Raw genomic sequence first — 25,121 nt, forward strand, 5'->3', positions numbered from 1 at the left:
TCACAGTCCCAACGTGGTCAGGGCGTTGGTCCACGCGTCGGTACAGTGCCTCGGGGATTCGCCCTTGGCCTGCGCGGCGGTGAACAGCCGTGCGATGTGGGCGTCGGTGAGGCAGCCGCACCGGCCGTGCGTCGACAGCACCGCGAGGAACGTGCGGTACACGGTCGCGTGGATGGCGCTACGGGCCTCGCTGATGCGCTGCACGGCCATAGAGATGCCACGGTCCAAATAGGCGGGCGTGCGGTGGCGGCAGTCCCCCTGCCCGCCCCTCAGGGGCACTGTGGGCGTCTGTGGCGCCATGCGAGCCGTGGTGGGCTCCTTTACTGCCAGCGCGCGCACTGCGTCCGGGAGAGCGGCTGTGGAGCCGGTGCCGGGGCCGAGCCAACGGGCATAAGCCATCGTGGACTTGATGTCGACGCCGGGGCGGACGGCGTTCACGGACCGCATCGCGCCCTGGTAGATCCAGTGCTCCCCCCGCGTTGTCGGCACAGTGCGCGTGGTCGGCAGGGTGGCGCGCGCCCAGGCGACTGCCGCCGCGTCGTCCAGGTCGACGACGGTCACGCCGGCGCCACCGGGGTGGTACGCGACGGCGGCGGCCCGACGCCACGCCGTCCCCCATGCCGAGGAGTTGAGGACGTCCGGATCGGTGGTGGCGGCAGCCCACGCGTGGCAGACGCCGGGGCACCGGCAGGGGCCGGGGTTCTTCATGTTCGGCCGTCCCCCGCACGCGTTGCCGGTACAGGCGGGACAGTTGCCGAACGGCACCTTCCCCGCCCGCAGAGGCATGGGCGGGATGCCGTGCGCGGCGAGCATGAGCGCGGTCTCCAGCAGGGCCGTGGCGGCGGTCATGCGGCGGTCCTCCCTTCCAGGGTGAGGAACTGGGTGGCGATCCAGTGGGTGTAGGCGGGGGGTACGGCTTTGCGGGCTTCGAGGTTGGTCATCCAGGTGCAGCCCATGGCGTCGGCGTAGGCACGCTCGCCCTTGTGCTCGAACGCCAGCAGTCCCTTGCGGTGCCAGCACGGCGGGACCAGGTACCCGCCCCCGGCCCACGACGTCTCGAAGACGCGGTGACGGCGGACGTTGAGCCCGAACTGAGTCCCGCAGAGCAGGTAGTCGGGGCGCAGGACGCCCGCGGCTGCGGTCTCGGAGACGTTCTCCATGACCCACGGCCGCCCGGTCGCCTGCATGACCTCACGGCCGGGGCCGATCAGGTCGGGGTGGTCGTCGGGGTTGCCGCGCCACCTGGTCACGGTGGCGTACCGCTCGCAGGGCCAGGACCCGTGGATCAGGTCGAAGGTGTGGCCGTGGGCGGCGGTGTAGTCGATGCCGTCGGCCTGGACGAAGGGGAAGGGGTAGTTGGGCTGGGGGCGGATGTCGACGCCGAGGACGTCGAACCCGGCGAGGTAGTAGCCCATGGACAGTCCGCCGGCGCCGCAGCACACGTCCAGGACCCGCAGGCCGTTCGGCCGCCTCAGCGGCAGCACCCGCGCGTTCACGCGGCGACCTCCAGCGTGAGGGCATGGGAGGCGGTGAGGAACGCGCGGCCGATCCATTCGGTGTAGGCGGGCGGGAGCGCCTCACGGAGCCGAAGGTGATCGGTGGACCAGTCGATGCCCTTGGCCTCGCGGATCTCGTCCACGGTGGCCTTGCCCCCGCCCTTGCCGTAGGCGGCGACGTACGGGCCGTCGTGCCACTCGCCGTGTCGCCACCCGCGCACCCTGCCCCGATGCTGGGGATGGGCCGGCTGCACGGCCGTCCAGCCACCCAACTCGAAGTAGCGGTGCATGAGCACGCCGAGCCCGAACTGTTCCCCGCACAGGCGGACGTCCTTGCGGACCTCGGAGCCAGCCACGTTCTCCATCACATACGGCCGTCCCGTCGCCTCCAGGGCTTCGCGGGTCGGGACGATGAGCCGGGGGTAGATGCGGCCGATGGCCGCGTTGCGGGCGGCGTTCGTGCCCTTGGTCGGGGCGCCCTCGCCCTGGCAGGGAGGAGACGCGTGGATGAAGTCGAACTCATGGCCGTAGGCGCGGATGAACTCCACTGCGTCGCCTTGGTGGAAGGCGTCGCCGCAGTAGTCCGGCTGTGCCTGGATGTCGACGCCGGTGATGTGGCAGTTCTTGAACGCGCGCCGGTAGCCCTTCGTGCCGCCGCCGATGCAGCAGTAGGCGTCCAGTACCCGAAGGGGCTCGATCCGGGAGAGTAAGGCGAGGACTCGCCCGACGGTGATGGGTTGCGTCATGCTGGATGACCTCCAACAGGTCAATTGCTGGCTGGTTGGCAAGGGCGGCCCCGGACTTTGGCGAGACGGGGGCCGCCCTTGGCGTAGCTACTGGTAGAAGCGGTTGCGCTTGATGACGGCCTTGCGGATGTTGACCGTCGTCCCGCCCTCGCCGTGGCCGCGTCCGCCGAAGATCTGCACGGCGATCCATCCGCCGAAGATCACGGCGGCGAGGGTGATGAGCTGGGTGATGAGCGCGGTCAGGGCCGTGATGAAGGTGGTGAGCAGGAGCAGTCCGCCGCACACGGCGAGGAACCCGACGCCCCCGAGGGCGACGTTGACCGCCGCGCGGGACACGGGCGGCTTGGGCGCGACGGGTTCGGGCTGCATGGGGTTGATGGCGTAGCCGGTGACGACGCGGCCGTCGGGCAACACGATGCTCGCGACCGCCGGAACGGTGCCCGGCTGCACTGGCACGACCGGGGCTGGCATGACGGCGGTGGGGGTGATCGGGGTGGGCTGGTGGACGTCGAGGGCCCGTCCGGTGGGCCCGTTGCGGGTGGGTTCGGGGTGCATGCGGAATCCCTTCCGGTGACGGTTCAGGGAGGCGGAACCACCCCCTTGCGGAGTGGCTGTGGAGGGGGTTTCGGGGATGCTGACCAGCGCGCCTCCCTGACTCCCTGGACGATCATTCGTGCAGGTCAGAGCGAGGGAGGCGGGCCAGGGAGGGGTTCAGGGAGTTCTCCCTGCCTCCCTGGCCCGCGCGGGGTGTTCCTCCCTGGTTCAGGAGGTGGAAGCGGAACTGTCGCCGTCGCGGTTGGCGAGAGCGCGGGCGAGGCGGTCGCGGCTGATGACCATGACGCCGTCGGACTTGTACGGCTCGGCTCCGGTGCCGTCCAGGACGCGGGTGAGGTCGAGGAACGACCAGCCGCCGTAGGCGTCGGCGTTGAGCGCGGCGAGTCGGCTGAGGACGTCCTTGGTCCGCACCCGGGCCGCGTTCCCGAGGACGCTCGCGATGTCGGCGAGCGGGTCGCGGTCGGCGCCCCGCTCGATGACGTGCAGGGTGGTGATGCCGTCGCGCAGTGCCTTGGCCCGCTGTGCGATCACCTTCGCGTCGTCAGTGCTGATGTAGTGCGTGCGCACCGTGATGGACGACTGCCCCTTCGGGATCTCGATCCCGTCGGACGCGACGACCAGCGTTCCCTTGTCCAGGCCGGGCCGCAGCAGGTTCGGGGCCGCGCCGCCGTCCACGGCCTTGTCCCCGAGGGCCATACGGGCCTGCGACTCCGTGCCCAGCGCGAGCGAGGCACGGGTGTGGGCGCCCTCGCGCACGAGCTTGGGAAGGTTCTGGTCGGTGGGGTCCTGCGTGCCCTGGAACAGCAGCACGTTGACCGCACGACCCTGGTTGTGGATCTTGCGGGCGGCCATGAAGTACCGGGAGGTGGAGGAGGAGCCGCCGTAGGGGCGCTTGTCCTCGTCCTTGACCGGGCACATGAACGCGACCTGTGCTTCGTCCACGATGACGATCAGCGGCGGGAACTCCGTCCCGGGCGGCGCCTGCAGACGGCGGTTCATCTCCTCGACGGCATCCTCGACCATCTCGGTGACCTGGATGACGTGCTCGTCGGTGGGGCCCTGGATGAGTCGGGTGGCGAGTCCGTCGAACATGTTCCAGTCGCCGGCGCCCTTGAGGTCGCCCAGCCAGAACTCCACCGACCGGTCCAGGGCCAGCCACAGCGCGAGGGAGCGCAGGGCGGCGGTCTTGCCCTGGTTGGACAGACCCGTGATGAGCAGGTGCCGCTGATACACGCTCAGGGCCGCCGCGTCGCCGCGCAGGTCCTGGCCCCACGGCGCCTTGCCCTCGGTGTAGTCGGCGGTCAGCGTCTCGTCCGTGACCAGCGGAGACGGACCGATCGGCTCATCCAGCGCACCAGAGTCGGCGATCCACAGGCGCACGGTCCGTGCGGCCTGCGGGATGGTGATGAACACCTCGTGCTCATGCCGTCCCAGGTTCTCGGCGAGCTTGCGTCGCTTCGTCTGGACTTCGGGTGTCGATACCCCCGACGGCAAGGTGACGTCGACTTCCACGCCGCATCCGGCGATGACGATCGGGGACAGCATGGAGGCGCCGGCATCGCCCATCTCCTGGATGGCCTTGCGCAGCGTGGGCACCCCCAGGTCGCGCAGGGCCTTGACCACGATCGACGGGGTGATGGGTTCGCCCTCACCGTTGCGGACGTTGGCAGGAAGCGCCCACTGCGGCGCGGCCTGCTGCTTGCTGCCGACCGCCCACAGCGCGAGCAGGGCCAGGAACGGGCCGATCGTGATGGCCGGTCCCCAAACCACGCGCACGATGGTGAGCATCAGGTTGATGAACTTGATGACCGCCATCAGCGGGGTGACGACGTCGGTCGCGTCCTTGGTGGCAACGGCCATGGCGATGCCGAGCAGGACCAGTCCGCCGATGCCCATCCCGGTGGTGACGGCCGCGCCCTTGGCCGCGTCGACCGGGGAGTGCAGGAGGTCCATGCGGCGGCGGTGGCGGGCCTCGCGGTAGCGCTGCCCGCGCTCCTCCCACTCGGCCGCAGCCTCGAAGTTCCCCGCGGCTTCCGCAGTGCGCATGTAGCGCTCGTAGCGGGCGGCGGTGCGGCCGTCCCACGCGCGGCGGGCCACGATCCGGGCGCCACCTGCCACGTAGAGGGAGTGCCGGGCGATGGTGCGGGCGGTCGTCTTGGTGGTGTCGTGGGTGGCGGCGGTCTTGATGGCGCGGCCGGAGCGCACCCACAGCGGCACGGGCGGAGCGGTGGGCGGGTCGGGGACCACGGTCAGCCTGGTCACGGCGGACGGTTCGGCCGGGGGGTCGGTGTCCTTGTGCAGGTGAACGACATTGCCGCTCATGGCGGTAAGACTCCTGTCTGCCCCTGGCAGGGCTGGAATGTTGAGGAGGAGTTCGGTGGCCCCGCCCGGCACGAGCGCGGGCGGGGCTTCGCGCGATTCAGCGGTCGTGCCGGGCGCGGTTCTCGGCGTGGCTGAGCTGGGACGGCTCGGTGCGCGGGCCGTCGAACTAGCAGAACGGGCGGATACCGTCGGCGGCCGTGAACACCCGCAGGGCGGCGCCGGCCGGGGCGTCGGGCAGGGCGTAGACGCGTCCGCCGTCGAGGGAGGCCAGCAGCCGGGCGGCGTGGTGCTCACAGCCGTCGGCCCCGGCGTTGATGGTGTCGAGCACGGTCACGGCTACCGGGCCGGTGCAGGGGGTCGGGTCGTCCGGGTGGGCGGCGGGACAGCGGGTCTTCATGCTCACCACCAGCCGGAGGACTTCTTCGCGGCCCGCTCGGCGGCGGCCTCGCGCACGACGCGCTGCCGCTCGGCCCGCAGGGCGGCGAGTTCCGTGATCAGGCGGGTCTCGGCCGACTGCCACGCGGTGTCCAGGTTCCGTTCCGCGCGGGCGGGGCTGTTGCCCCGGACGATGCGGTAGGAGCCGGAGGCCAGCGCGGCCAGCACCGCGCGGCGCTCGCGGCCGTCCAGCGGCCACGTCTCGCGGTTCCTGACGGCGTCGAGCTTGCGGTTGGTCTGCTGTATTGCCTTGTCCAGGCGGCGGGTGTCGGGCTTGCCCATGGTCAGGCACTCCTCGGGGAGTCGGAGGAATGGGGAAGGTGCAGGCCACGTCCATGCCGGTAAAGTTCGGGCATGGGCGGGGAAGCAGATGCCGGGACGGGAACCCGGCCGTGCAAGTGGTGTGGGGCACCGGTCAAGCAGCCCAAGAGCCGTTGGCGCCGGCGTCGTTTCTGCAGCCGGAAGCACCGATGGAAGGCACTGCTTGCTGTGGGCGAGTTTTTCGACGCCCTCCCGTAGCCGGTCAGCCAGCGCGCTGTTAGTCCGGGAAGGCGCAGGGGGCGCAGGTGCCGAGCGAGGCGGGGATGACATAGCCCGCGTCGCGGCGGCACTTCGGGCAGGTGCTGCGGGCGGCATTGGCCTTGGCCAGAGCCGTCCACTTTGCCGGCGTCATGGGTCGTACCGGCTTGGCGCCGTCGATGCGGCAGGCAACCAGCGGCGGCGAGCCGTGGCGTGGCCGTTCGAGCTGGGCGACCACGCCCTGACCGCCGGTCCGCAGGCCGCGAGCCGCGGGCCCGCAACTATCGGTAGGTGGCGTAGCCGTCCGGGGCCAGGCGCCACCGGAACACCGGCAACGCCCCCACTACGCGACCACGCGCTTCCACGCGGCCCGCAGGCGGACCTCGGATGCGGAGTGGCCGGCAGCCCGGAAGCGAGCGGCCATCTCGCGGTAGGACAGGGCGGGGACCTCGCTGTGACGGATCTCGTCGACCAGCGCGTCCAGCGCCTCATCGGTGAGCCCCGGTCCCCCGGGCGGGAGCGCCGCAACCGGCTCCATGGGGCCCCACACCGGCAGCTCCCAACGGGGCGTGACACCGGGCGTGACGCAGGCCGTCACGCTGGTCAGCGCCCTGCTGGTCTCCTCGCCCGCCCGCGCCGTCTCCAGCGTCGACCACGCCCCCGCGAGGGTCTGTGCAGTCTTCGCCTGAACGCGTGCGACGCGGGCCCCGGCCCCCGTCACGGCCTCCAGGCGGGTCTCCTCACTGGAGGCCTGGGCTCGCAGCCGGGCACGCGCCACGGCCGCTTCGTCGCGGGCCTCCTGCTGGATGCCTCGGATGGCGTCCAGCGCCACCGGGGTGAGTGCGGTCCGCTCCCACAGCCCGTGCACCAGCCACAAAGCCTTCGCCGCGATCGGCAGCCACGCCACGGCCAGCCACGCCCCGGCAGAGCCCCCGGTGGTGAGCGCGTGCGTCACCAGAACACCGGCCGCCAGAATGCCAAAGCACCAGCCGACACCGGTCACCACATGACTGCGGTCGCCCTGCGCGGCCAGGCGCCGCTCATAGGCGAGCGTGGCCAGCCATCCGCCGTCGATGCCGAGACCGACGACGAGCGCGATGGGCCACGGCACTGCGGTGCCCAGCCACATCACGACCACGGCCAGCGTGAGGACCATCGACACCGCCGTCATCGCAACGGCGGGCAGGACGGTCTTGGCCTTCATCGGCTGGCCCCCTCGTCGTTGTCGAGGTCCCCCGGCTCCCAGATGAACCCGCCGCCGGACCATTCCTCGTCGTCGCCCCAGTCCGGCCCCATCACGAGCGGGGCGTGCGGCTGGGAGGGGAAGAGGTGGTCGATCAGGCGCCGCAGGGCGCGGCGGATGCGTGTCATGCGGCACCGCCCGGCAGGCTCGCGGCGGCGGTGCGGTTGGCCAGCGCCGCCCGCACGGCGAGCACTCGGGCCAGCGCGCGACGTGTGCGGCGGGTGTCCAGCTCGGTCGGCGTGCGGTCCAGGGTGATGATCTGCGCGTCGAGGAGGTCGACCTCCGCCAGGATCAGCGGCATCTCGTCCTCGATCGCGTCCAGCTCCGCACCGGTCGGCTCCATCCAGTCCTCGAACGCGGTAACAGCGTCCTGAACAGTGACGATGTGCTCCATGGGTCGTGGTCTCCCTAGTAGAGGAAACGGCCCGAACAGCACCCCCCGGATGGCCGTCCGGGGGGTGCGCGCCGTTGTGGGTGAAACCGCGCAACGCGCGGTGCGGCCGCCGTTCTGCGGCCAGAGCGCCCCAACCGGGAGTCGAACCCGGCCTGCGACCATCGGGGCTGTTGCGCTGTACCGCGCGCGGGGCGGAACCCACGCGCGCCGCCCGCTTGCTTGCGGAGGTGGGACGGCTTACCTCAGGCACGCTGTTGAGTTCTCAAGGAACGACTAGCAAGGGGCTCCTGCGGGAGCGAGCTATCCCGAACCGGCGCGGCCTGGAAGCAGCCCAAAGAGGACCCCTTCGGCTCGTTGTCCTAGGACTGCGAGCGGCCTGAGATGACAATGGCACGCAGTCCTAGGACTGTCAACAGTCCTAGGACTGTGCTTCACTGGTGTGCGTCGAGAGGAGTTCTGCGTGGCACCGAAGTGGCGCGACCTGGCGGACAGGCTCGCGGAGCAGATCAGGAACGGTCGGTACGCACCGGGCGCCCAGTTGCCCCAGATCAGAGAGCTGGTCGAGGCAGGGGAAGGCTCGAAGGCCACTGTCCATCAGGCCTACAAAGCACTGGAGGCTGAAGGCCTTGTGACGTCGACGCGCGGACATGGCACGGTCGTGCGTTCGCGCGCTCCCCTCAAGCGGCTCGGCATTCACCGGTACGACAAGGTGAAGTGGCGCGACGGCGACGAGGTCGCATTCATCGCCGACCGCGTTGCCTCGGGCCGTGCCTACAAGCGCGACGAGCAGACTCAGACCGTCAGCCGCGTTCAGGCAAGCGATCTTGTGGCCGAGGGGCTAGGTGTCCCGGTTGGCTCCGAGGTGTACGCACGCGCTCGCCTAGTGAAGGAAGGAACGCAGCCGACCCACACCCTGACCAGCTACTACAGGCCGGAGCACGTCGAGGGAACCCGCATCGTCGATCCGACCCCAGGCCCGGCCGGCCGTGGTGGTGGCTACCGCGTTCTGTACGACGCCGGGTACGAGATCGACCACATGAAAGAGGCTCTGTTCGCCCGTGTCCCAACCGCAGATGAGGCGCAGCTTCTCCAGCTCCCCGTTGGGGAACCCGTGGTGGAACTGCACCGGACGACGTACACGGCGGACGGTACGGTCGTCGAGTTCGCCGTCGGTATCCACTCGGCCTCACGCTTCGCGTGGGAGTACGAGTTCAGGGTCCCCGACTCCGCCAACGACAACGGCGCGGAGGATTCAGCTTGATCTCCGAACAGGACTGGCAAGACACTCAGCTCTTGTGGGACTACCAACAGATGCGCCACGAGCCGCGCCCCTGCTCGGTCGGCATCGGCCTTGGCAGTCACGATCTCGGCGTCGCCGATACCACCGTCGACCTGTACCGGCGCGGCATGATGCCGCTGATCGTCTTCACCGGTGCCACCAGCCGGACCACGCAGGATCGCATGCCGCGCGGTGAGGCTGAGCATTACCGGGATCGCGCCTTGGAGCTGGGCGTGCCGGCAGACGTCATCCTCGTCGAGCCGCACGCCCGCAACACCGGCCAGAACATCACGCTGTCCCGCGCTCTGCTCGAAGAACGCGGGATCGACGTGTCGTCAGTTCTCCTCGTCAGCAAGCCATACGAGGAGCGCCGGGCGTATGCCACCGCTCGGAAGCTTTGGCCGGAAGTTGAGTTCGTCAGCGCATCGACGTCCATGACGCTCTCCGAATACGTGGACTCGATCCAGGACGCGCGGCTGGTCGTCGACATGCTGGTCGGATCCCTTCAGCGGCTGCTCATCTATCCCGAGCAAGGCTTCATGATCGCGCAGGAGGTGACCACGGAAACCGTGCAGGCGTACGAACGTCTGGTTTTCCGTGGCTTCACAAGCCGGCTAATTCCCGAGACCGCTGGAGGGGCTCCCGGCAGGCGAGCGTGACTTTGGTAGGTCGGTGCCGCAGGTTCTGTCCTTGAGGTGGTGGCACACGATGACTGCACTCGTATCTAAGCCTGCGGGAATCTCAGAGTAGGTCCGGAGTGGCCCATACGACCGGCAATTCACTCTTATTTCGTTCGACGAGTGGTTGATTGGCTTTGAATGAGCGCGGCATAGAGATCCGCCATGCAGTATCTCGATCGGCGTACTTCTTGACAGCCCTTGCTACTCCTTCCAGCCTCTCCGAGTACCCTCCTTTCACCTCGTCCAAGAATCTAAGGGAAATGCCTGCGGAGAGTTCTACCTTATCTTTCAAGATTTGGGCGTCGCCATCTCTCAGCAGTCGGGCCGCTCGGCTGGCCAAGAGATCGAACCCGATCGCGATGGCCAGAGCTTTTTCGCAGAATCCCTTCAGGTCGGCAGGCTGAGTATTTGCCGTGGGGCTGTGCGCTGCCGCGTGCCTAAGTTGCGCAGCGGAGTCATATTCCGCCTTTAGGGGAATACCGCCGAACCCCGCCCTCTGGGAGATTGTAGTAATCTGATTCCATGCATTCTTGACGTTGAGACAGCTTAGTATTTCTGCGATCTCATGACTACTCACGTTCGAACCGCTGTAGCCCAGGCTATAGCGACTGATTTGAAGCGCCCCACCCTTGGTACTTGCGATTTCATGTGCCGCGTCCTGCAGTATCGCAAAAGGGTCAGTGCCCGACCTTTGTGCCATGCGTGCCCGGTCTTGCACTGCTTTCATGGCTCCGAATGTTGCAGCCATGCGCAATGAGTCAGGGAAGTCCTCAAATTTCACAATCGATCGGCTCACGCAAGCGAGCACTTCACCTGTCCTTGCCCTGATGAAGTCCTCAAGGCTGGTAAATGCCACTACCATCAGGCCGTTTCGGAGTAGGCGTGCTCTGCCGTTGTGCGCGGTATCGGTTAGTGGCCCATCTACCAACAGCGGCTGATCGGCCGCGTCGGCAATGCTTGCCAATCGATCACACAGATTCTGTCTGGAAACAGCGATTGAGTTCACGCGGCAACCGCCAATAGAGCATTCCTCATCTCCGTAATTCGCAGGGCGATCCGGGACGGGGTGTTGGTTGCTACCCGAACAGCAGCTTCGAAAGACGTGCGCTCGAACAGCTCTCGCGTGGTATTGAGCACGTCATTGCGCCGACGCGCTAGGCGCTTAATCTGTTCATCGGAGAGTTGATCGACAGCGACCATCTGGGCGTCGAACATGCCTGCCAGCATTTGATCTCTCCAGCCGTCACGGTCCGGTCGCTTGAAGGCTTTACTGCCCCATAGAGATTCACAGGCGGCAATGGATCGCTGAAACGCGTGTGAGTATTCATCCAAAGTGGAGCTGTCGGCCTTTGCGTGCCGCTCCATGAAGTGATCCATAGATGATCTAAGATCGCCAGAGAAGCTGTTCCATGTTTCGCGCAGGGTGAGAAATCGCAACACCATCTCAACATCGGCCATAGCCCGGTAGGCCGGAGATCGGGTGTCACGAATCTTCAACTGTGATTCGAGGAATCTATTCGCCGACAAGTCCATGACCAAATCATTGAGAGGTCCTCGATAGATCACATTTCGGATCTCCTGTGCGTTGAGCGGCTGTCCGGCTGAGTTGAGTCGATGAAATACCTCGTATTTGGTATCCGAGTCCGACTGCCTAAGGATGGTGATCGCTCGGATGTACGGACGAACAGCAAGTGCGTTGCGCAAGCTCGCTGGCAGTTCTTTGTAGCGGTAGCCTTCAATGTCCCTGAAGCGCTCGAGCCCTGAAAGGTGATACTGATTTCGCATGAAGTCGCGTACGGCCGTGATTCGCTGCTTGCCGTCGATCACGGAGTAGCTGCCAAATTCCTCCTCAGCCAGGTAGACGGGAGGAACCGGGATGTTCAGGAGGAATGACTCAATCAGTGCAGATTGTCGACTAACATCCCAGCGGTCGCGCCGTTGAAACTGGGGGCCCACGTCGATTGCGGCACTGTCGACCATTGAAGCGATCGTTTCGAGGGACAGGTCTGACGCTTGTAGAACAAGTGCATCCTGTGCTTGCTCGAATTTTTGCACAATGTGCTTTTCGGCGCCCGCCATGACTTCCTTGTCGTTATTGTGTGACTCAAATCTTTTGAGAAGGTTTACCACATCGGACGGGCTTGTGGGCCCGAACGAGTGTGCCGGGGAGCGCAGGGCGCCGACCTTGTGCCGCGCCAGCCAGCCCGCGGCTGGTGTCGCTCGAGCCCGAACGCCGGTTGGGCCTGGCACGGCTTGCTGGCCTAGTGGTGATTCAGAAGCGTCGCAGCGGTTAGCGTGGTCTCACTTCTGGTCTCAGTGTCACGGATGTCCAGGCGAGTCTCTGGCAGTCCACGACTGTCTGTGAGGGACTCTGGCCTGCATGTTCACGGCGTCGCCGGACAACCATGGACACCCCCGGACCAAGATCGCACAACTCGTAATGCGTAGTCCGCCAAGGGCGCGGTGCGTTGAAGCCCCTGCTCACCGAGTGCGGGCAGGGGCTTCAATGGCCGCGTTACCTGGCCAGCATGACGGTAATCGGGACATCCGGGCAGCGACTCATCGTTCCGATCCTCCTCATGGGCCAACAGCCGAGCCCGTACCGATGCTCCCCAAGGCCGGGCTACGGGTCGGCCGGCCAGGTCGTCAACACGGTGCCGGTCTCCTCGTCGGTGAGGGTGATGCGTGCGCCGGGCAGGGTGCCGCGCTCGCCGACCCAGGCGGAGAACTGGCGGCGCGCGGTCGTCTCGCTCCCCCACCAGCCGTGCATCATCGCCCGGCCGTCGGCGGTCAGGGTGAGGTGGTAGCGGCCGGGGTTCACCGCTCCCACCCGGCGATCATGCAGTCGCGGCACGAGTCCTGCCATCGCAGGCCCAAGCCGGGGACCGTCCGGCGGCAGGTTGCGACAGCCGGCGCCCCGCAGGCCGAGCACGGGTAGCGGCCTGGCGGGGTGATGCGGTCGCGGCCACCGGAGAATCGCAGGGGCCCGTCGGGGGCCGGGTCGAGGCGGGTGGGCTCGATGCCGAGGGCTTCGAGGATCTGCAGGTCATCCCGCATATTCGCCTCCCTGCTGCCCGCCCCCTTCTGGTGCCGGAGGGCAGCCTACCTCCTAGAATCGAACACGTGAACGATCCCGCTCTGTCCCGCCTCGACCTGCTCCGCTTCCTTGAGCGCGTGCAGGAGGGCGACCTCGCGCGCACCCGCCGTTGGATCGCCGACGAGGAGCGTAGGGAACGGGAGCGCCAGACAGGCGAGGCGGCGCGGCCGGCGCCACCCGACTGGCTCCTCGAATACGGGCTCAACAAGGACGCGATGCCCAACGCCGTGCACGTCGGCGGCTGTCACATGGCGGGGAAACGATCGAAGGGCGTGGACAGCGACACGGTCAGGCGGGCGCTGGCGGCCGGGGTGAAAGCGTGCACGCACTGCCGGCCGGACTCCGAGCTGGGCATCCTCGACTAGGCGCTGTGAGGGCGGCGCCCAGACGTCTTCCTCGCGGTCGTCTTCTTCGCCGTGGCCTTCTTGGCTGGCTGCTTCTTCGCGGCCGCCTTCTTCTTCGGCTTCGGCATCTCGTGCACCTCGGCCGGCTCGCCGCGGGCGGCCTTCGCCTGCTCGACGCTCGCGTTCAGGGCGGCCATCAGGTCGAGCACCTGGGCGGGCTGTTCCGGCTCCGGTGCCTCGGGGAGCGGCTTGGCCTCTCGCTTCGCCTCGATGATCTGGGCCATGGCCTCGGTGTAGTGGTCCTGGAACTCCTCCCCTTTCAGGGAGTCGGTGGTCATGGTGTCCATGAGGGCGAGCGCGCCCTCGATCTCCTCATCACTCACCTGGACCGGGGGTGGCAGCAGCTCGGCGGGGTCGCGGATCTCGTCCGGCCAGCGCATCGCGTGGAGCACCAGGACGTCGTCCTTCACGCGGAGCAGGCCGAGCCGCTCGCGGCCGGACCATGCGTACTTCGCGACGGCCGCCTTGCTGGAGCGGCCGAGGGCCTGCACGAGCAGCTTGTACGGCTTGGCGGCGACCTGGCTGGACGGCTGCAGGTAGTAGCCCTCGCCGATGCGGATCGGGTCCACCGACTCCAGCGGCACGAACGCGTCGATCTCGATGGCCTTCGCCGTGGGTAGCGGCAGGTTGCTCAGCTCGGCGTCCGTGATGGGTATGACCTGCGTCTTGGTCAGCTCGTAGCCCTTGCCGATCTCGTCCTGGGAGACCTCACGGTCCTCCAGTTCGCACACCTTGCGCACCCGGACGCGGCCCATGTCCTGAAGGTGGTACTGGTGGAAGCGGATGCTGTGATCCTCGGTCGCGCTCACCATGTTGATCGGCACGGTGACCAGCCCGAAGGAGATGGCGCCTGACCAGATGGTTCGGGGCATGGCACACCTCCGTGGTAGCCCCGAGCACCATCAGGCTATGGCTGCCACGCTGCTGGCGCAGCACACCGGGCGCCCCTTCCGGCTCAGCGGGTAGAGGGCGCCCTCGCGCCACAACACCGTTGCCGGGGAGTTATCCAGAAGCCCTCGGCGTCGCCGGGCGCAACGTCGTACGGCGCCCCTTCAAGCTAGGGGTGTCTTTCCCGCCTTCCCCCGCCAGTAGGCGAGGCTGTGCCGGATGACCCTGATGTTGCGGTGGTCTTCGCCCAGCACCCGGACGGCGTGGGGCAGTAGATCGGCCAAGGCGGCTGCGGCACCGGCTGCGTCCCCGGCCTTCCCCCGCGAGTAGGCGAGGTTGTAGCAGGTGCCCAGCGTGTCGGGGTGGTCCTCACCCAGCACCCGAACTCGGTCGGCCAGCAGCTGTTCGAACGCCGCTGCGGCGCCGGCTGCGTCTCCCGCCATCCCCCGCCAATAGGCGAGGTTGTTGCGGGTGGTCAGCGTGGCGGGGTGGTCCTCACCCTGAAGCCGGACTAGGTCGGCCAGCATCTCCTCGAATGCGGCTGCGGCACCGGCCGCGTCCCCGGCGTTCCCCCGCCAGTGGGCGAGGTTGATGCGGGTGGCCAGGGTGTCGGGGTGGTCCTCACCCTTCACCCGCAGCTGGTCGGCCAGCAGCTGCTCGAACGCTTCTGCGGCACCGGCTGCTTCCCCGGCCTCCCCCCGCCAGTGGGCGAGGTTGCTGCGGGTGTTCAGGGTGTGGGGGTGGTCCTCACCCTGAAGCCGGACTAGGTCGGCCAGCAGCTCCTCGCACGCGGCTGCGGCACCGGCCGCGTCTCCCGTCTCCCCCCGCCACCGGGCGAGGTCGTGGCGGGCGGTCAGGGTGGCGGGGTGGTCGGGGCCGAGATGGTGGCCGGTGGTCTCGGTCAGGCGATGGAAGTGGGCTTTGGCGGTGGTGACCTGGCCGGCTTCGCCGAGGCTTCGTCCAGCCACGTACAGCACCCTATGCGCGTCGGGCTGGTACAGGGCGTCTTCGGCGGTGCGGGTGAGGGTGGTGGCATTGGCGCGCAGGGCCTGGGCGAGTTCGGTGTCGCGTTCGATGGCGGGCCAGGCGGCCAGGAGGGCGTCGGCGGTGGTGCGGGCGAGCTGGTCGTACTGGTCGGGGGTGAGCGTGTCACGGACGCTGCGCTGGATGAGCTGGTGGACGCGGATGGCTTGGTGGGAGTTGGCAGGGGTGTGGTCGATGAGGCTTAGCCGATCCAGCGCCCGCAGAGCACCGACCGCCTCATTCGCAGTGACGGATGTGGGAGTCCTGTCCTGTTCTTCTGGCCGCGACATGTGCTGGGGCGTTGCCTGCGAACCGTCTTCGGTGCGGTGCCCGGTCAGGTGGGCGAGGGCGGGAGCGCTGGTCAGGACGGTTTCCGGGATGCCGTTGGGGCTGAGGAAGGCGGCGAGCTGGAGCATCGGGCGGGCCAGGCCTGCAGGGCGCAGAGCGTCGGCGCGGTCGACGGACAGCGACCAGGCTGCCGCCGCGGTCTGGGTCTGGCCGTCGGGCAGGACCTCGGGGGCGGCATCCGCGAGCAGGGTGGCACGGTCGGCCAGCAGCCCTCGGTAGGCGGCGGCGCTGATGCCGGCGTCGATGAGGTAGGCAGCGGCTTGCGACAGTGCGAGCGGCAGGTGCCCTAAATCCTGGGCGAGCGCGGTGAGCTGTTCATCGGGCTCGTGGCGGTTACGGGCGCCGAGCGCGGCGGTGAGGTAGGCGAGGGATTCCGCCTCGGTGAACAGTCCGACCTTGATCAGACGGCCAGCCAGGGCGGCATCCTGACGGCGGGTGGTGACCAGGGTCCGGCCGTGCGGGCCGGCCGGAGGCCACAGACCGTTCAGGTCGGCCGGGTCGGTGACATCGTCGAGGACCACCAGCCACCGGCACGGCGTCGCGTTCGCCTTGGGCTCCAGCCAGGCCAGGAACGCACGGGCGGCAGCTTCCCGGTCCGCGGGGTCGGCGCCCAGGATCTCCACGGCGGCCTGCGCATACACGGAGGCAGCAGCGGTGGCGTTGCTCGCAGTGATCCACACCAACACGTCCAGCTCACCGGCCAGCCAGGCGGTGCGGGCGTAGTCGGCGGCCAGCTGGGTCTTGCCCACCCCACCCATTCCGGCCAGCACCTGACCACGCACCGTGTTCTGCCCCACCAGGACCGCGGCCCGTCCACCCGTGAGTGCTTCACGTAGCCGAACCACCTCGGCGCGGGTCTGGAAGCAGCCCGCCCGCGGCGGGATCACCCCCACCTGATGCGGCCACGCGGCCCTGGCCCGCCGGGCCCCGTAGTAGTGATGGTGGTCGCCCTTGGCCGTGACCGGGCCGTTGAACACGCCGTCACGGAAGTCGACGTGATCCCCGCCCTCAGCGCCGTACTGCGCCTCCCCGCCCGCCACCAAAACCCCCTCGAACACGGTCGGATCCAGCACCCCGACCGTACCCGCGCACCCACCCCGGCCACCGGCTGTTCGCGACACAGAGCAGACCTCGGAACAGACCCCGATTCCCCCAGGCATCCCCCAGCAGCAGCACTCAGCGGCAACCCTGCAGGTCACGGACAGCGGACTTAGCCCGCTGTAAATCTGCCGGCTCAGCCTTCCCAGGTTCGAATCCTGGCGCCGCCACACTGGGGATGACCCCCTCCACTCTGCGGAAACGCAAAGTGGAGGGGGTCTCTTCGTTGTGCGGCGGGCACACTGGCGGCATGGCCTCCCGTCGTAGAACCTGTCCTGTGTGCCGTCGCGAGATCGCCGTAGTCGCGGGGCGCTTCGCGCGGCACGACCCGCCCGGGGCGCGGGAGGGCGGGGAACTCGTCTCGTGTTCCGGATCCCGACGGCAGGCCCAACTCGGGGCGGTCCAGCCGGCGTTGGACGGGTATGCCGTGCCGGACTTTCCCGGGCAGCTGCCGCTGTTCTGACGGTGTGACGGGTGAACGACCGGCGGCCGGCCTCAGTTCCCGGCGACCGACTTCACCGCGACCGACACCGGCGTCGACCCGCCGATCAGCTCCAGCGTCAGGCCGGCCGTCGCCGAGGTGTCCACCAGCTCCGCCAGCACGGCTGCCACGTCGTCCCGGGGGATCGCGCCGCGCCCGGTGTGGGCCTCCAGGCGGACCTGGCCGGTGCCCGCGTCGTTCGTCAGCGCACCAGGGCGCAGGATCGTCCAGTCGAGGGCGTCCTGACGGGTGACGTACGCGTCGGCCATGCCCTTGGCGCGCAGGTACACGTCGAACACGTCGTCGCCCTCGTGCGCGGGGTCCGCGCCCATCGAGGAGACCACGACGAAACGGCGTACGCCCGCGCGTACGGCCGCGTCCGCGAACAGCACCGCCGCACCCTTGTCCACCGTGTCCTTGCGGGTCGTGCCGCTGCCCGGGCCCGCGCCCGCCGCGAACACCGCCGCGTCCGCGCCCTGCAGATGTGCCGCGACCTCCTCGACCGAGGCGGACTCCAGGTCGAGCAGGACGGGTTCGGCGCCGGCCGCCCGCAGATCGTCGCCCTGCTCCACGTTGCGGATGATCCCCGCGACCTCGTCCCCGCGCGCGGAGAGCACTCGCTCCAGCCGCAGCGCGATCTGACCATGACCACCAGCGATGACAATGCGCATGATTCCGACCGTACGCCCGAAGAAGCGCGTCCGCCGCACGGGTTCACACCGGGGCGTGCTGTGGCTCGGGGGCGCGCCGGAGCATGGTCAGGGGCGTACGGCGGCTTGAGAGCGCCTGGGAGCGCGATTCGGGCGCGCAGCCCGGAATGCGCGCCCCTCGATGCGAACATGCGCCCCCGAGTCGTACGGACGACCCGGACGCCGACGGGCGCCCCGACGCGACCAGTGCCACCTCACGACAACTCCTTCCGCCCCTGCCGCGGCAGCCCCAGTTCCGCCGCAGCCGCCGAGTTGCAGTACTCGCGCACCGCGCTCGTGCGCGCCACCACCCGCCCCCGGTGCACCACGATCCGGCTGTAGGCGAGGGAGAGGGCGCCGGACAGGTGGTCGCCGCGCACGGCGAGGAGTTCGGCGGGGAAGCCGGCCTCCACGCGGACCTCGGGCAGGCCCAGGACCGCGCGCGCCGAGGTGCTCACCGCGTCGTAGGCGTCCTTGGGGCGCAGGCCGTGGGCGGAGGCGAGGAGGTAGGCGGCCTCCAGGGGGTCGCCGCGGCCGACGGGGTTCGAGACGTCCCGCAGGGCGCCGCTGCCGGCCGCCACCCGCACCCCGGCCGCGCGCAACAGCCGTACCGGGGCCGTGCCCCGCCGGTCCACGCCCCCGCAACCGCCCTGGGGCAGGCACACCACCGTCACGCCGGCCGCCGCGAGTTGGTCCGCGAGCCGGGAGGCGGCCTCGGTGTCCAGGCGCGCGAGACCGGCGCACGGGCCGATCGTCACGCCGGGGCGCAGACCACCCGCCATGGCCGCGAGCCGGGACAGCCGGGCCGGGTCCGCCGCGTCCGTGTGCAGATCCACCGGGCAGCCGTGCTCCGTGGCCACCTCCAGTACGGCCTCCACGTAGCCCGTGGGATCCGGGTCCAGGTCCGGGCAGCCGCCCACCACGGAGGCGCCCATCTTCAGCGCGTCCCGCAGCATGGCGAGCCCGTCGGCCCCGGCCGCTCCGGTCAGCAGGCGCGGCATCGCCACCGTGGTCAGTTCCGCGAGCCCCCGCAGCGAGCGCCGTGCCTGCAGTACGGCGCCGAGCGAGCCCAGGCCCTGGACGTCGCCCACGCGCACGTGTGCGCGCAACGCGGTCGCCCCGTGGCCGAGTTGGAGCAGGGCCGCCTCCGTGGCCCGGCGCTGGACGTCCTCGGGGGCGTACGAGACCGGTCCCGGATGCTCGGCGGAGAGCGCGGTGTCGCTGTGGGCGTGCGGTTCGGCCGGGGCCGCGAGGAGCAGGTAGCCGCCGAGGTCCACACGCGCGGCGCCCTTCCGGGCCGGCCCCAGGGTCAGGCTGCCGGCCGTGCCGACCGCCTCGATGCGCCCGCCGCCCAGCCGCACGTCCACGGTCCGGCCGTCGGTGAGCCGAGCCCCGCACAGCAGCAGGGCGGCCGGGTCGGGCTGCCCGGAGGACCCGGACGGGTTCGACGACGAGGGTGGCTGCGGCTGACTGTCGGGCATCGGACTCCAGGGGTCGGGCCGGGGGCTCGGGGCAGGGCCGCGACGGACCCAAGATCACGCAGAGTGAGTCGAGCCTAGGGTGGCGAACGGTGCGCGGCGCGGAGGAGCGCAATAGTCGTACCGGCGTGGTCCGCCCCTGGCGGTACGCGCTTCGCCCGCCGGTGTGACCAGCGCTCATGCGTGCGCGCGCCGCGCTTCGCGGCCGTTCGTGACCTGTGTTTCACGCGCGCGTGCCCGCGCCGCCAGGGGACTCGCGAGGTTTCCGGGAGGCCCGGGAACGGCCCGCGAACGAGCCTGTGGCGGACGGCCGGATACGGATTTGGGTGAACGGCGGCGGACCGTGTAATGTCTTCATCGCTCGCCCCAATAGCTCAGTCGGCAGAGCGTCTCCATGGTAAGGAGAAGGTCAACGGTTCGATTCCGTTTTGGGGCTCTGGTGTGAGAGGTTCCCGTCGCGAGGCGGGGGCTGATCTCATCAAAGCGGTGTAGCTCAGTCGGTAGAGCAAGCGGCTCATAATCGCTGTGTCACCGGTTCAAGTCCGGTCACCGCTACTGACAGTAGCCGATTGCGGGGTCGGTCCTTCGATCGGCTACTCTTTATGCGTTAGTTCAGTCCATCCGTTCGTCAAGGAGCACTCACGTGGCTGCCACCGACGTCCGCCCGAAGATCACGCTGGCCTGCGTGGAGTGCAAGGAGCGGAACTACATCACCAAGAAGAACCGGCGTAACAACCCGGACCGTCTTGAGATGAAGAAGCACTGCCCGCGTTGCAACGCGCACACCGCGCACCGCGAGACGCGATAAATCAGGCTCGTACGTAAGGCCGCCCCCGCAAGCATGGGGGGCGGCCTTACGTCGTTTCACACGCTGCCGAGACCAGGAGGTGCCGGGCCATGGCGCTCGACCAGTCCTTCGTGGGACGGACCTATCCGCCCACCGAGCCCTACGAGGTGGGCCGGGAGAAGATCCGCGAGTTCGCCGAGGCGGTCGGGGAGGCCAACCCCGTGTACACGGACCAGGAGGCCGCCAAGGCGTTCGGGCACCCCGATGTGATCGCGCCGCCGACGTTCGTGTTCGCCATCACCTACCGGGCGGCCGGGTCGGTCATCCAGGACCCGCAGCTCGGTCTCGACTACAGCCGCGTGGTGCACGGCAGCCAGAAGTTCGCCTACACGCGCCCGGTGCGCGTCGGCGACCGGCTCACGGTCACCTCCACCATCGAGGCGATCAAGTCCCTCGCGGGCAACGACGTGCTGGACATCCGCGGTGAGGTGCACGACGAGGCGGGCGAGCACGTGGTGACCGCCTGGACCAAGCTCGTGGCCCGTGCGGCCGAGGAGGCGTGAGACAGCGATGACGGCGAAGATCGCGTACGACGACGTCGAGGTCGGCACCGAACTGCCGGCGCAGACCTTCTCCGTGGACCGCGCCACGCTGGTGCGTTACGCGGGTGCCTCCGGGGACTTCAACCCCATCCACTGGAACGAGAAGTTCGCCAAGGAGGTGGGCCTGCCGGACGTCATCGCGCACGGCATGTTCACCATGGCCGAGGCGATCCGCGTGGTCACCGACTGGACCGGCGACCCGGGCGCGGTCGTGGAGTACGGCGTCCGCTTCACCAAGCCGGTCGTCGTGCCGAACGACGACAAGGGCGCGGTGATCGAGGTCAGCGGCAAGGTCGCGGCCAAGCTGGACGACAACACGGTCCGCGTGGACCTGACCGCGACCAGCGGGGGCGAGAAGGTGCTGGGCATGTCCCGGGCGGTCGTACGACTGGCCTGACGGCAGAACCGGGTAAGGGGCGCTGACCATGGGTGGGCGCCCCTTACGCATGGGCCGGGGCGGTCCCCCTTGACTAGTTAGTGATTGAGTACTAACTTTCTCGCATGGTCAGGATGAGCGCAGAGGAGCGACGCGAGAGCGTCATCCGCGCGGCGATCGCGGAGTTCGCGCAGAGGGGCTACTTCGGCACCTCCACCGAGGCGATCGCCAAGCGGGTCGGCGTCTCGCAGCCGTACCTCTTCCGGCTCTTCCCGGGCAAGAAGGCGATCTTCGCCGCCGCATCCCTCCGGTGCATCGAGGACACCTGCCGGACCCTCGAGGAGGCCGCCGAGGGGCTGGAGGGCGACGAAGCCCGGCACGCCATGGCCAACGCCTATGTGCGCCTGCTCACGGAGCACCCCGAGACACTCCAGATGCAGATGCAGACGTACATCACGGTGGCAGCCGCCGAGGCGGAGGGTGACCACGCGTTCGGCGAGGCCGTGCGGGCCGGCTGGATGAAGCTCTGGGACACCGTGCATCTGCCGCTCGGGGCGGACGTGAGCGACACCACGACCTTCCTGGCGTACGGAATGCTCATCAACACCCTTACCGCCATGGGCTTTCCGCCGGAACATCAGGTCTGGCAGGGGATGTACCCGTCGGCCCGGATCACCGGGCGGCTGGAGAAGTAGCGCAACGGAGAGGGGAGTCCTGCCCGTTCTTCATGCCCTCCAAAGTTAGTCAGCAATAACTAATCAATGGCAGTGATCACCCTCTGGGGGAGAGATGTCACAGCAGACCGCACGTCGCGGGGGCGCCGTCTGGGCCCTCGTCATCACCAGCGTCGCCGGGTTCATGGCGGCCCTCGACAACCTCGTCGTCACCACCGCCCTGCCCTCCATCCGGGGGGACCTCGGCGGCGCGCTGGACGACCTGGAATGGACCGTGAGCGCCTACACGCTCACCTTCGCCGTCCTGCTGATGTTCGGAGCCGCGCTCGGCGACCGCTTCGGGCGCCGCCGGCTCTTCCTCGCCGGACTCACCGTCTTCACCGGCGCCTCCGCCGCCGCGGCCATGGCCCCCGGCATCGACTCCCTCATCGCCGCCCGCGCGGTCCAGGGCGTCGGCGCGGCCGTGATGATGCCGCTCACACTGACCCTGCTGACCGCGGCCGTGCCCGCCGCCAAGCGCGGTATGGCGTACGGCATCTGGGGGGCCGTCAACGGCCTCGCCGTCGCCTCCGGGCCGCTCATCGGGGGCAGCCTCACCGAGCACATCTCCTGGCACTGGATCTTCTGGCTGAACGTCCCGCTCGGCGTGGCCCTGCTGCCGCTCGCCCGCCTGCGCCTCGCCGAGTCCCACGGCGCCGGCGCCCGGCTCGATCTCCCCGGCACCCTGCTGGTCAGCGGCGGGCTCTTCGGGATCGTGTACGGACTGGTCCGCGGCCCGGTCGACGGCTGGACCGGCTCCCTCGTGCTGACCGGCCTGATCGCGGGCGCCGCGCTGCTCGCCGGCTTCGTGTACCACGGCAGCCACAACAAGCACCCCATGCTGCCGATGCGGCTGTTCCGCTCCCGCGCCTTCTCCGGGATCAACGCCGCGAGCCTGCTGATGTTCCTCGGGATGTTCGGCTCGATCTTCCTGCTCAGCCAGTACATGCAGGGCGTGCTCGGCTACTCGCCCACCGAGGCGGGCCTCAGGATGCTGCCGTGGACCGGCATGCCGATGCTGGTGGCACCGATCGCCGGCATCCTCTCCGACCGCATCGGCGGCCGCCCGGTCGTCGCCACCGGCCTGTTCCTGCAAGCCGCAGGGCTCGGCTACCTGGCCTCCGTGGCCACCGCCGACGTCTCCTACGCCGCCCAGCTGCCCGGCCTGATCATCAGCGGCATCGGCATGGCCCTGTTCTTCGCGCCCGCCTCCAACCTGGTCATGTCCAGCGTCCTGCCCACGGAGCAGGGCATCGCCTCCGGCGCCAACAACGCCCTGCGCGAGGTGGGCGGCGCGCTCGGCATCGCGGTCATGTCGTCGATCTTCTCGGCCCAGGGCGGCTACGAGAGCGCCCAGGCCTTCGTCGACGGACTGCGGCCCGCGCTGGTCGTCGGTGCCGCCGTGGTCGCCCTCGCCGGGGTCGCGGCCCTGCTGATCCCCACCCGGCGCCGCACGGTCCTCGCCACCGGCACGACCGAGCCCGCGCCGGTCCTGGAGACCACCGCCCACTGAGCGCACGCCGCCCGGCGCCGGCAGCCCGGCTCGGTGCACGAACACCGCCCAGCACGCGCACGCGTACGGCCCCGTCCTCGCCGACGGGGCCGTACGCGTGCGCGTGCCGGGCCGGAGGGACGGTCCCGGCCGGGCCGAGTCCGTGCCGCCTCGCGGCGCTGTCCGTGCCGTCTCGTAGTCTTGGGCGCGTGCAGGAACTCCACGACGCCCCCCTCGCCCCGCTGACCACCTTCCGGCTGGGCGGCCCCGCCACCCGACTGGTCACCGCGACGACCGACGCCGAGGTGATCGCCGCCGTCCGCGAGGCAGACGACACCGGGACGCCACTGCTGGTCATCGGCGGCGGATCCAACCTGGTCATCGGCGACAAGGGCTTCGACGGCTCCGCCCTGCGCATCGCCACGACCGGCTTCGAACTGCGCGGCAGCACGCTGGAGCTGGCGGCCGGCGAGATCTGGACCGACGCCGTCGCCCGCGCCGTCGAGGCCGGGCTCGCCGGCATCGAGTGCCTGGCCGGGATCCCGGGCTCCGCGGGCGCCACCCCCATCCAGAACGTGGGCGCCTACGGCCAGGAGGTCTCCTCGACGATCACCGAGGTGATCGCGTACGACCGCCGGGCCGGCCGGACCGTCACGCTGACGAACGAGGAGTGCGCCTTCTCGTACCGGCACAGCCGCTTCAAGGCCGACCCCGAGCGCTATGTCGTGCTGCGCGTCCGCTTCGAGCTGGAGGACGCGGACGGGCTGTCGGCGCCCCTCAGGTACGCCGAGACGGCCCGGGCACTCGGTGTGGAGCCGGGGGAGCGGGTGCCGCTCGCCGCGGCCCGCGAGACCGTGCTGAAGCTGCGCGCCGGCAAGGGCATGGTCCTCGACCCCGAGGACCACGACACCTGGTCCGCCGGGTCCTTCTTCACCAACCCGATCCTCACCGACGAGCAGTTCGCCGCGTTCCACGCGCGCGTGCGGGAGCGGCTGGGCGAGGGCGTCGAGCCGCCCGCCTACCCGTCGGGTGAGGGCCGTACCAAGACCTCGGCCGCCTGGCTGATCGACAAGGCGGGCTTCACCAAGGGCTACGGCAGCGGACCGGCCCGTATCTCCACCAAGCACACGCTCGCCCTCACCAACCGGGGCGCCGCCACCACCGAGGACCTGCTGGCCCTGGCCCGCGAGGTCGTCGCCGGGGTCCACGAGGCCTTCGGGATCACACTGGTCAACGAGCCGGTGACCGTCGGTGTGAGCCTGTAGCCAGGTTCAGTACGCGACCCCCACCCCCTGCTTCACCGTCCCCATGTCGTCGATCATCGACAGCATCGCGTGGGCGACGTCCGCGCGCGCGATGAAGCGGCCCCTGGGCGGGAAGCCGCCGACGACCGTGCGGTAGCGGCCGGTGAGCGGCTTGTCCTGCAGGCGCGGCGGCCGTACGGACGTCCAGTCCGTGCCGCTGCGCGCCAGCTCGGCCTCCATCTCGCGCAGGTCGGCGTAGACGTCCTTCAGGATCGCCGAGACCAGTCCCCGCATCCCGCGGTCGAGGAAGCCGTCGTTCTCCGGCTCCGGTCCGACCGGGCCGGCGCTGACCACCAGCAGCCGCCGTACCCCCTCGGCCACCATGGCCCCGAGCACCGTACGGGTGAGCCGGGCGGCCACCCCCGCGTCCTTGCGGCTGCGTGCGCCGAGGCCCGACAGGACCGCGTCCCGGCCGGCGACGGCGGCGCGCAGCTCCTGCGGGTCGGTGAGGTCTGCGCGGAACACCTCCAGGGCGTCCCCGGTGACGTCCAGCCGGGCCGGATCGCGGACGACGGCGGTCACCTGGTGACCTGCGCCCAGCGCCTGACGGACGATCTCCCGGCCGATGCCGCCGGTGGCGCCGAAAACGGTGAGTTTCATGGGGACTCCCGCCCTCCCGTAAGGTGGGTGAGCGTTCACTCACCCGGGTTTCTCCTAGAGTGGGTAAGCACT

29 protein-coding genes, 2 tRNA genes and 1 pseudogene are annotated in these 25,121 nt (G+C 69.5%); 12 read left to right on the forward strand and 20 right to left on the reverse strand.

Going from position 1 to position 25,121, the window contains the following annotated elements:
• From ACFY3C_RS21545 to ACFY3C_RS21595, 11 genes and pseudogenes are all read right to left on the reverse strand, one after another.
• Positions 1-849, reverse strand: coding sequence for a DNA primase (locus ACFY3C_RS21545; protein WP_390771890.1), 849 nt, complete (start codon positions 847-849; stop codon positions 1-3).
• The gene (locus ACFY3C_RS21550; protein ID WP_390771891.1) at positions 846-1,496 is read right to left on the reverse strand and encodes a DNA cytosine methyltransferase; all 651 of its coding nucleotides are present in this window, start codon (positions 1,494-1,496) and stop codon (positions 846-848) included. The genes ACFY3C_RS21545 and ACFY3C_RS21550 overlap by 4 nt, the downstream gene beginning before the upstream one ends.
• The gene (locus ACFY3C_RS21555; RefSeq protein WP_390771892.1) at positions 1,493-2,242 is read right to left on the reverse strand and encodes a DNA methylase; all 750 of its coding nucleotides are present in this window, start codon (positions 2,240-2,242) and stop codon (positions 1,493-1,495) included. Before ACFY3C_RS21555 ends, ACFY3C_RS21550 begins: the two co-directional genes overlap by 4 nt.
• An 87-nt stretch (positions 2,243-2,329) precedes the next feature.
• Positions 2,330-2,797, reverse strand: a complete 468-nt coding sequence (locus ACFY3C_RS21560) for a hypothetical protein (protein WP_390771893.1) — start codon at positions 2,795-2,797, stop codon at positions 2,330-2,332.
• A 207-nt stretch (positions 2,798-3,004) separates the two neighbouring features.
• Positions 3,005-5,119 (reverse strand): ATP-binding protein, encoded by a 2,115-nt coding sequence (locus ACFY3C_RS21565; RefSeq protein ID WP_390771894.1) that lies wholly within the window; start codon positions 5,117-5,119, stop codon positions 3,005-3,007.
• Positions 5,120-5,285: 166 nt separating this feature from the next.
• Positions 5,286-5,522: a hypothetical protein gene (locus ACFY3C_RS21570; protein ID WP_390771895.1), complete on the reverse strand. Its 237-nt coding sequence runs from the start codon at positions 5,520-5,522 to the stop codon at positions 5,286-5,288.
• On the reverse strand, positions 5,519-5,836 hold the full coding sequence (locus ACFY3C_RS21575; RefSeq protein WP_390771896.1) for a hypothetical protein: 318 nt from the start codon (positions 5,834-5,836) through the stop codon (positions 5,519-5,521). The genes ACFY3C_RS21570 and ACFY3C_RS21575 overlap by 4 nt, the downstream gene beginning before the upstream one ends.
• Before the next feature lie 256 nt (positions 5,837-6,092).
• Positions 6,093-6,417: pseudogene (locus ACFY3C_RS21580) on the reverse strand (RRQRL motif-containing zinc-binding protein).
• The gene (locus ACFY3C_RS21585; RefSeq protein WP_390771897.1) at positions 6,417-7,277 is read right to left on the reverse strand and encodes a protein spdB; all 861 of its coding nucleotides are present in this window, start codon (positions 7,275-7,277) and stop codon (positions 6,417-6,419) included. Before ACFY3C_RS21585 ends, ACFY3C_RS21580 begins: the two are co-directional and overlap by 1 nt.
• Positions 7,274-7,444, reverse strand: coding sequence for a hypothetical protein (locus ACFY3C_RS21590; RefSeq protein WP_390771898.1), 171 nt, complete (start codon positions 7,442-7,444; stop codon positions 7,274-7,276). The genes ACFY3C_RS21585 and ACFY3C_RS21590 overlap by 4 nt, the downstream gene beginning before the upstream one ends.
• A complete protein-coding gene (locus ACFY3C_RS21595) occupies positions 7,441-7,710 on the reverse strand; it encodes a DUF6284 family protein (protein WP_390771899.1) in 270 nt (89 codons plus the stop codon). Before ACFY3C_RS21595 ends, ACFY3C_RS21590 begins: the two co-directional genes overlap by 4 nt.
• Positions 7,711-8,170: 460 nt before the next feature.
• On the opposite strand from ACFY3C_RS21595, the gene ACFY3C_RS21600 reads away from it, so the two are divergent.
• Both ACFY3C_RS21600 and ACFY3C_RS21605 read left to right on the forward strand, forming a co-directional pair.
• Positions 8,171-8,971, forward strand: a complete 801-nt coding sequence (locus tag ACFY3C_RS21600; RefSeq protein WP_390771900.1) for a GntR family transcriptional regulator — start codon at positions 8,171-8,173, stop codon at positions 8,969-8,971.
• On the forward strand, positions 8,968-9,648 hold the full coding sequence (locus ACFY3C_RS21605; protein ID WP_390771901.1) for a YdcF family protein: 681 nt from the start codon (positions 8,968-8,970) through the stop codon (positions 9,646-9,648). The genes ACFY3C_RS21600 and ACFY3C_RS21605 overlap by 4 nt, the downstream gene beginning before the upstream one ends.
• 82 nt (positions 9,649-9,730) lie before the next feature.
• Here the strand turns inward: ACFY3C_RS21605 and ACFY3C_RS21610 are convergent, their stop codons facing one another.
• The 4 genes from ACFY3C_RS21610 to ACFY3C_RS21625 form a co-directional block, all read right to left on the reverse strand.
• Complete coding sequence (locus tag ACFY3C_RS21610; protein ID WP_390771902.1) at positions 9,731-10,675, reverse strand: hypothetical protein; 945 nt, start codon at positions 10,673-10,675, stop codon at positions 9,731-9,733.
• Entirely contained in the window at positions 10,672-11,748 is a 1,077-nt protein-coding gene (locus ACFY3C_RS21615) for a DUF262 domain-containing protein (RefSeq protein ID WP_390771903.1), read from the reverse strand. Before ACFY3C_RS21615 ends, ACFY3C_RS21610 begins: the two co-directional genes overlap by 4 nt.
• Positions 11,749-12,292: 544 nt before the next feature.
• The gene (locus tag ACFY3C_RS21620) at positions 12,293-12,499 is read right to left on the reverse strand and encodes a hypothetical protein (protein WP_390771904.1); all 207 of its coding nucleotides are present in this window, start codon (positions 12,497-12,499) and stop codon (positions 12,293-12,295) included.
• Positions 12,487-12,726 (reverse strand): hypothetical protein, encoded by a 240-nt coding sequence (locus ACFY3C_RS21625; protein WP_390771905.1) that lies wholly within the window; start codon positions 12,724-12,726, stop codon positions 12,487-12,489. Before ACFY3C_RS21625 ends, ACFY3C_RS21620 begins: the two co-directional genes overlap by 13 nt.
• Positions 12,727-12,792: 66 nt before the next feature.
• Here ACFY3C_RS21625 and ACFY3C_RS21630 point away from each other — a divergent pair, with 66 nt between their 5' ends.
• The gene (locus ACFY3C_RS21630) at positions 12,793-13,131 is read left to right on the forward strand and encodes a DUF6233 domain-containing protein (RefSeq protein ID WP_390771906.1); all 339 of its coding nucleotides are present in this window, start codon (positions 12,793-12,795) and stop codon (positions 13,129-13,131) included.
• On the opposite strand, the gene ACFY3C_RS21635 is transcribed toward ACFY3C_RS21630, so the two are convergent.
• Together ACFY3C_RS21635 and ACFY3C_RS21640 are read right to left on the reverse strand one after the other, a co-directional pair.
• The gene (locus ACFY3C_RS21635) at positions 13,128-14,042 is read right to left on the reverse strand and encodes a Ku protein (protein WP_390771907.1); all 915 of its coding nucleotides are present in this window, start codon (positions 14,040-14,042) and stop codon (positions 13,128-13,130) included. The genes ACFY3C_RS21630 and ACFY3C_RS21635 overlap by 4 nt on opposite strands.
• 180 nt (positions 14,043-14,222) lie before the next feature.
• The gene (locus ACFY3C_RS21640; RefSeq protein WP_390771908.1) at positions 14,223-16,502 is read right to left on the reverse strand and encodes a tetratricopeptide repeat protein; all 2,280 of its coding nucleotides are present in this window, start codon (positions 16,500-16,502) and stop codon (positions 14,223-14,225) included.
• Between the two features lie 275 nt (positions 16,503-16,777).
• Here ACFY3C_RS21640 and ACFY3C_RS21645 point away from each other — a divergent pair, with 275 nt between their 5' ends.
• Entirely contained in the window at positions 16,778-16,990 is a 213-nt protein-coding gene (locus ACFY3C_RS21645) for a hypothetical protein (RefSeq protein ID WP_386577160.1), read from the forward strand.
• Positions 16,991-17,022: 32 nt separating this feature from the next.
• Here the strand turns inward: ACFY3C_RS21645 and ACFY3C_RS21650 are convergent, their stop codons facing one another.
• Both ACFY3C_RS21650 and ACFY3C_RS21655 read right to left on the reverse strand, forming a co-directional pair.
• A complete protein-coding gene (locus ACFY3C_RS21650; RefSeq protein ID WP_390771909.1) occupies positions 17,023-17,679 on the reverse strand; it encodes an SDR family oxidoreductase in 657 nt (218 codons plus the stop codon).
• Between the two features lie 233 nt (positions 17,680-17,912).
• Positions 17,913-19,178, reverse strand: coding sequence for an amidohydrolase family protein (locus tag ACFY3C_RS21655; RefSeq protein ID WP_386577162.1), 1,266 nt, complete (start codon positions 19,176-19,178; stop codon positions 17,913-17,915).
• A gap of 360 nt (positions 19,179-19,538) precedes the next feature.
• Here ACFY3C_RS21655 and ACFY3C_RS21660 point away from each other — a divergent pair.
• From ACFY3C_RS21660 to ACFY3C_RS21695, 8 genes are all read left to right on the forward strand, one after another.
• Positions 19,539-19,611, forward strand: a tRNA-Thr gene (locus ACFY3C_RS21660).
• A 46-nt stretch (positions 19,612-19,657) separates the two neighbouring features.
• Positions 19,658-19,730 (forward strand) — tRNA-Met (locus ACFY3C_RS21665).
• Positions 19,731-19,818: 88 nt separating this feature from the next.
• A complete protein-coding gene (gene rpmG, locus ACFY3C_RS21670; protein ID WP_003948671.1) occupies positions 19,819-19,983 on the forward strand; it encodes a 50S ribosomal protein L33 in 165 nt (54 codons plus the stop codon).
• Between the two features lie 89 nt (positions 19,984-20,072).
• Entirely contained in the window at positions 20,073-20,525 is a 453-nt protein-coding gene (locus ACFY3C_RS21675) for a MaoC family dehydratase N-terminal domain-containing protein (RefSeq protein ID WP_386577163.1), read from the forward strand.
• 7 nt (positions 20,526-20,532) lie between these two features.
• Positions 20,533-20,961, forward strand: a complete 429-nt coding sequence (locus ACFY3C_RS21680) for a MaoC family dehydratase (RefSeq protein WP_386577164.1) — start codon at positions 20,533-20,535, stop codon at positions 20,959-20,961.
• Positions 20,962-21,065: 104 nt separating this feature from the next.
• On the forward strand, positions 21,066-21,635 hold the full coding sequence (locus tag ACFY3C_RS21685; protein WP_390771910.1) for a TetR/AcrR family transcriptional regulator: 570 nt from the start codon (positions 21,066-21,068) through the stop codon (positions 21,633-21,635).
• A gap of 94 nt (positions 21,636-21,729) precedes the next feature.
• Positions 21,730-23,166: a DHA2 family efflux MFS transporter permease subunit gene (locus ACFY3C_RS21690; RefSeq protein ID WP_390771911.1), complete on the forward strand. Its 1,437-nt coding sequence runs from the start codon at positions 21,730-21,732 to the stop codon at positions 23,164-23,166.
• Between the two features lie 188 nt (positions 23,167-23,354).
• Entirely contained in the window at positions 23,355-24,410 is a 1,056-nt protein-coding gene (locus ACFY3C_RS21695; RefSeq protein WP_386577167.1) for a UDP-N-acetylmuramate dehydrogenase, read from the forward strand.
• 6 nt (positions 24,411-24,416) lie between these two features.
• Here the strand turns inward: ACFY3C_RS21695 and ACFY3C_RS21700 are convergent, their stop codons facing one another.
• The gene (locus tag ACFY3C_RS21700) at positions 24,417-25,049 is read right to left on the reverse strand and encodes an NAD(P)-dependent oxidoreductase (RefSeq protein WP_390771912.1); all 633 of its coding nucleotides are present in this window, start codon (positions 25,047-25,049) and stop codon (positions 24,417-24,419) included.
• Positions 25,050-25,121 lie beyond the last annotated feature (72 nt).

This window comes from Streptomyces sp. NPDC001410, from assembly GCF_042895235.1.
Lineage (GTDB): Bacteria > Actinomycetota > Actinomycetes > Streptomycetales > Streptomycetaceae > Streptomyces.